This window comes from Intestinibacter sp. (genome assembly GCF_051866655.1).
Lineage (GTDB): Bacteria > Bacillota > Clostridia > Peptostreptococcales > Peptostreptococcaceae > Intestinibacter.
Genome location: NZ_JBJDXL010000171.1, coordinates 1 through 5,387, shown reverse-complemented (window position 1 = coordinate 5,387; position 5,387 = coordinate 1). Strand labels below are relative to the sequence as shown.

General features: G+C 29.2%; 5 protein-coding genes. 2 read left to right on the top strand and 3 right to left on the bottom strand.

Annotated elements, in window-relative coordinates; translation table 11 throughout:
- From ACI3VO_RS05230 to queG, 3 genes are all read right to left on the bottom strand, one after another.
- On the bottom strand, positions 1-377 hold a 377-nt coding region (locus tag ACI3VO_RS05230; protein WP_439756898.1), incomplete at its 3' end, for an endonuclease III domain-containing protein.
- A gap of 256 nt (positions 378-633) precedes the next feature.
- Positions 634-2,853 (bottom strand): AAA family ATPase, encoded by a 2,220-nt coding sequence (locus tag ACI3VO_RS05225; protein ID WP_439756897.1) that lies wholly within the window; start codon positions 2,851-2,853, stop codon positions 634-636.
- Positions 2,854-2,951: 98 nt separating this feature from the next.
- Entirely contained in the window at positions 2,952-3,863 is a 912-nt protein-coding gene (queG, locus tag ACI3VO_RS05220; RefSeq protein ID WP_439756896.1) for a tRNA epoxyqueuosine(34) reductase QueG, read from the bottom strand.
- A gap of 62 nt (positions 3,864-3,925) precedes the next feature.
- Here queG and ACI3VO_RS05215 point away from each other — a divergent pair, with 62 nt between their 5' ends.
- Positions 3,926-4,330 (top strand): RusA family crossover junction endodeoxyribonuclease, encoded by a 405-nt coding sequence (locus ACI3VO_RS05215; RefSeq protein ID WP_439756895.1) that lies wholly within the window; start codon positions 3,926-3,928, stop codon positions 4,328-4,330.
- Between the two features lie 32 nt (positions 4,331-4,362).
- Entirely contained in the window at positions 4,363-5,223 is an 861-nt protein-coding gene (locus tag ACI3VO_RS05210; RefSeq protein ID WP_439756894.1) for an EamA family transporter, read from the top strand.
- The last annotated feature ends 164 nt before the right edge of the window (positions 5,224-5,387 follow it).

The window sequence follows — 5,387 nt, the reverse complement described above, 5'->3', positions numbered from 1 at the left end:
TTACTCAAAACTACATCCGCAGTTTTTCTTCCTACTCCTGGAAGCGTAGTCAACTCCTTTAAAGTTTGAGGTACTTCTCCTCCGAAGTTTTCACATATCATTCTAGAGGTTTCTCTTATTTTTTTTGATTTACTCTTGTAAAGTCCACAGCTTCTTATCTCTTCGCTTATTTGTTCTTCTGTTAAATTCGCAAATTGCTCTGGTGTATTGTATTTTGCAAATAATTCCTTAGTAACCTTGTTTACTCTGACATCTGTACATTGTGCAGATAGTATAGTTGCTACTAAAAGCTCAAATGGAGTTTCGTATTTTAACTCACATTGTGCATCTGGGTATGTTTCTTCTAATTTATCTAATATTTTATTTACATCTTTCATTTTTAACTCCCCCTTGGTTATTCATTTTCTATTTTATAAGCTTAAATCGAAAACTACAATACCTTTAAAATTCTAAATCTAAGCTTTTTTTAATTTCATCTATAAATTTATTATCTATAAAATCTATCAATATATTACAAAATATTTTATTTATATTTTTCCTTTTTCGTCAAAAAAAATCAATTTTGAGTATAGCAATATTCCCAAAATTGATTTTTTATTTTTAAATTCAAATAACTACTATTGTATTAAAAAATTACATTTCTTTATTTTTGCACTGGCTGTATTTTGTCAGCTTATCCATAGATAATTTTTTTATAGTATCAAATTTTTCATCTGTTAATATCTCCATCGCTTCTTCTACTTTGTTTACTTTATAAATATGAAATTTTTTAGTCTTTATCGCATCTTCAACTTCTTGACATAGAACTAAGTTATCTTCATTATTAGCAGGAATAATCACTCCTTGATCACCTGTAAGACCTTTGTTCTTGCAGCAATAATAAAAGCCTTCAACCTTTTTAGTTATTCCTCCTACCACCTGAACCTGACCTTTTTGATTAATCGAACCAGTTACTGCTATGTTTTGCTTAATTCCAATATTGCTCAATGACGATAACAAGGCATATAATTCCGCAGATGATGCGCTATCTCCATCTACACCACCGTAGTTTTGTTCAAAACAAATATAGGCATTTAAAGATAGAGGAAACTCTTGAGCAAAATTTTCTGCTAAATATCCTTCTAGTATTAATACCCCTTTATTATGAATAGAACCACTCATTTTGACTTCTCTTTCAATATTTACAATACCTCTGCTTCCACATGATGTCGTAACTGTTATTCTAGATGGCTTTCCAAAAGAGTGTTCACCTGTGCTCAACACAGATAATCCATTTATTATACCTACCTGCTTTCCTTTTATCTCTATTAATGTATTTTCTCTATTGTAGGATTCATCTATTTTTTGTTCTATTTTATTTATTCTATGTTTCTTCTCGTATATCGCCTTTTCTATGTGATTTTTTTCTATATACTCCGAATTATCCATAATCGCATATAAATTCGCTTCATTTATTATTTCCATTATTTTATTAAAATTTGTAGATAGCTTATTCTTATCCTCTACCATCTTCATACTCTGATCCATCACTCTTGTAACAGCCTCATAAGTTAGATGCTTATAATTATTTTTTCGACATTGGTATGAAATAAATCCACTTATAGCATCTTCATTTTCCTCTGTTTTATCCATTTCATCATCAAAATCTACAAATACCTTAAAATATTTCATAAATTCAGGGTCATAGTAGTAGATAAGATTGTATAAATAATGACTTCCTATAAGGATAATTTTTAAATCTAGTGGGATTGGAGCTGGATTTATAAATCCTTGACCTTCTATTTCTATTTGACCATTTTTCAAAGTTTGCTTTAATATTTCCCATGAATTTGCATATCTCAATAGTTGATCTGCATATAAAATCAAATATCCTCCATTTGCTTTGTGAATTGAGCCTGGTATTATTTTTGTAAAATCTGTTTTTAAGTTTCCATTTTGGTATTCATATTCTGCTTTTCCAAACAAATTACTTGGCTTTGGATTGTTTTCTATAATTATAGGGGAAAAATTATCCTTGCTTACAAATAAATTAACTTCATATTTCGATAAATGATTCTTATCGTATTTTTCCTTTAAATCCTCTTCATCTAAATAAAACATATATATATACTCTAAAATGTCTTCTTCTAAATCATTTAGATATTCAACTACTTTTTCGTTATCGCTGTATTTATTTTTAAGTACTTCTACACATGGGAGTACTACCATCTTTCCCATTTGACTCTCTGTATCGATTACAACCTGTTTTATTCGTTCCTCTAATGCCTTTAATTTATATAAAACCTGTATTACCATTTCTTCTAATTCCGTCTTTGTCTGATAAAATTCTTCTGCTGAGGTTTCCTCCTCATAATTATCGTCTATCGGAACAAATATAAAGCTTGAACTACTGCTTTTTAGCTTAAATCCCTTTTCCTTTCCATATTGCTTTACACTTTTTAATAATTTTTCTTTTTCAATTTCATAGCTCTGAAGTAGCTTATTTTTCGTTAATTCATATTCTTCATTTTCAAAAGTGTCGTTTATTTTATCTGTTAAACTCTCGATTAAATTATTGATATCCTCTTTAAACTCTTTACCACTTCCAACAGGAAAATCTATAGCAATAGGACATCTAGGATTTTTAAAATTATATACATAGCACCAATCTTTAATTCTACTCTTGTCTATTTCCTGCGATTCTATTGCCTTTATTGTGTAAGTAATTCTTCCACTTCCACAATTTCCTGAAACATATATATTATAAGCTGGATTATTCATTTTTAAACCTAATGTCATCGCCCTTACCGCTCTTTCTTGACCGATAATACCGTCATTAGGTTCTATTTCAGAAGTATTACTAAATTTTCTCATAGTCCTCTCCCCTCAACACAATAATATTTTCAACTTATTTAATTATATGTTTCAGTTGTATTATTAATTATGAATATTTATTTTATTTAGCAAATTTTTTAAGAGTTAATTTTATTTTTGTCTAAAATTATATCCATATTTCTCTTGATAATTTTTCTTCCTCTCCAGCTAAAGGCTTTATTTTTATATCTTCTTTTAAATTCTTTATTTGAAATTTCGTCTATTTCATTTTTATCTAATTTTGTAATTATAGCTTGATTAAATTCTTCTATTTTTGTAATCTCTATATTTTGATTATGTGGACATACATCTTGACATATATCACATCCAAAAATTTTTCTATTTTCTCTTAATAAAGTTACTTCTTCTTCTGATAACTCGTCCTTTTTCTGAGTTATGTAAGAAAGACATTTCCTAGGATCTATTTCAAAATCTCCTAAAATTGCATTTCCCGGACAATATTTGACGCATTTATTACATTTTATACAATTTTTTTCGATAGGCTCATCAGCTGGAAAATCGTAATTATTTACAATATACGCTATAAAAATATATGAACCGTATTTATCAGTAATTATATTGTTATTTATTCCAAAATAACCTATCCCACTTAAATACGCCAAGTATCTATCCACTAAAGGTCCATTATCTGCAAAAATTTCGTATTTAAAATTCTGGACCTCTTTTTGAATATCCAAACATACCTCGGTCAAAATCTTCTTTGTGACAATATGATAATCCTCGCCATAACAGTATTTAGATATATTCGCATCTTCGTATTCGCCAATATAATACGGAAATGCACAGACTATTATAGATCTAGCATCTTCCATTATTAGCTTAGGATTTATTCTTTTTTGAATATCTTGCTCCTCCATTCCTGTCAGATGACCCTTTTGCTTTCTGTCTATCAAAATTTTCTCCAAATCAAAATAAGGTCCAACAGGCGCAATTCCCATAATATCTATATTTTTACTCTCGCAAATTTCCTTCAATCTATTCTTATTCATAAAATATCCTTTCATAAATTACAATTTCGACTTATAATAACTAAAGGTAAGGGAGTGATAACTTGATAAAAATAACAATCCCAGGTCGACCTATTAGTAAGTCTAATTTTAAACTTCATAATATTCACGGTCAAGCCTGGATGCCAGCAAAAGGAAAGCATTCTAAATATTTAGCTTATGAAAATATGATTGCAGGATATATAAATCAACAATATCAGGGTGAACAGATAGAAGAGGATCTAATCACTGTTTTAAAATTATACTTTCCAGACAAACGAAGAGGTGATTTACACAACTACCCTAAAAGCATCTGTGATGGAATTGAAAAAAGCGGTATGATAAAAAACGACAAGCAGCTTAGACCTGTTTTGCTATTCGATTATATAGATAAAGAAAATCCTCGTGTTGAAATTTACTTGTATCCTGTATCTAAATACGATGTATCATACGATATAATAGAAAAATAAATATACTTAAATACTTACGGGAGATGATAATAATGTGGATTTTATATGCATTTGCTTCTTCAATATTTGCAGGCTTAACAGCTATATTATCCAAAATAGGAATCAAAAGTACAGATTCAAATTTAGCAACTGCAATTAGAACAACTGTTGTTTTAGCTTTTTCGTGCTTGATGGTATTTATCGTAGGCTCTCAAGATCAGATAACAAATATCAGCATAAAGACAATGTCATTTTTAATATTATCTGGTTTAGCTACAGGAGGATCTTGGCTATGTTACTTCAGGGCATTGCAATTAGGAAATGTAAACAAAGTAACGCCTATAGATAAATCGAGCACGATTTTGACTATGATTCTAGCCATAATATTTTTAGGCGAAAAAATCACAGCAATCAAAGCTATATGTATCGTATTAATAGGAATTGGTACATATATGATGATTGAAAAAAAGGACATACAACAAAATAAGAACGAAAAAAATAGTTGGCTTCTCTATGCTATTTTATCTGCAGTATTTGCGAGCCTTACATCAATCCTAGGCAAAGTAGGTATCGAAGGCATAGAGTCAAACTTAGGTACATCGATAAGAACTGTTGTCGTCTTAATAATGGCTTGGATAATAGTATTTGCTACAAAAAAGCAATCTGAAATAAGTTCTATCGATAAAAAAAGCTGGATATATCTAATTTTATCTGGATTTGCAACTGGAGGCTCATGGCTTTGTTATTATAAGGCTCTCCAAGAAGGTCCAGCTAGCGTAGTAGTTCCAATTGATAAACTGAGTATATTGGTCACAATAGGATTTTCATATATTATTTTAAAAGAAAAGCTAAACAAAAAATCAGCTGTAGGCTTGATTTTAATTGTGACAGGAACATTACTATTATTAGTATAAAATTTATAAAACATATCAAAAAAGGAAATCACAAATCTACTCAAGTAAATCTATGATTTCCTTTTTCATATATTACAATCTATTTTTCTAATACTTTAACTACATTTTTCAACATATCTCTTATATGTAATTCATATGGACATCTAGTTTCACATTCACCACAT

Excerpts from the sequence above, each read along its gene's own strand:
- ACI3VO_RS05225 (WP_439756897.1), bottom strand. The coding sequence starts at position 2,853 with ATGAGAAAATTTAGTAATACTTCTGAAATAGAACCTAATGACGGTATT.
- queG (WP_439756896.1), bottom strand. The coding sequence starts at position 3,863 with ATGAATAAGAATAGATTGAAGGAAATTTGCGAGAGTAAAAATATAGAT.
- ACI3VO_RS05210 (WP_439756894.1), top strand. The coding sequence starts at position 4,363 with ATGTGGATTTTATATGCATTTGCTTCTTCAATATTTGCAGGCTTAACA.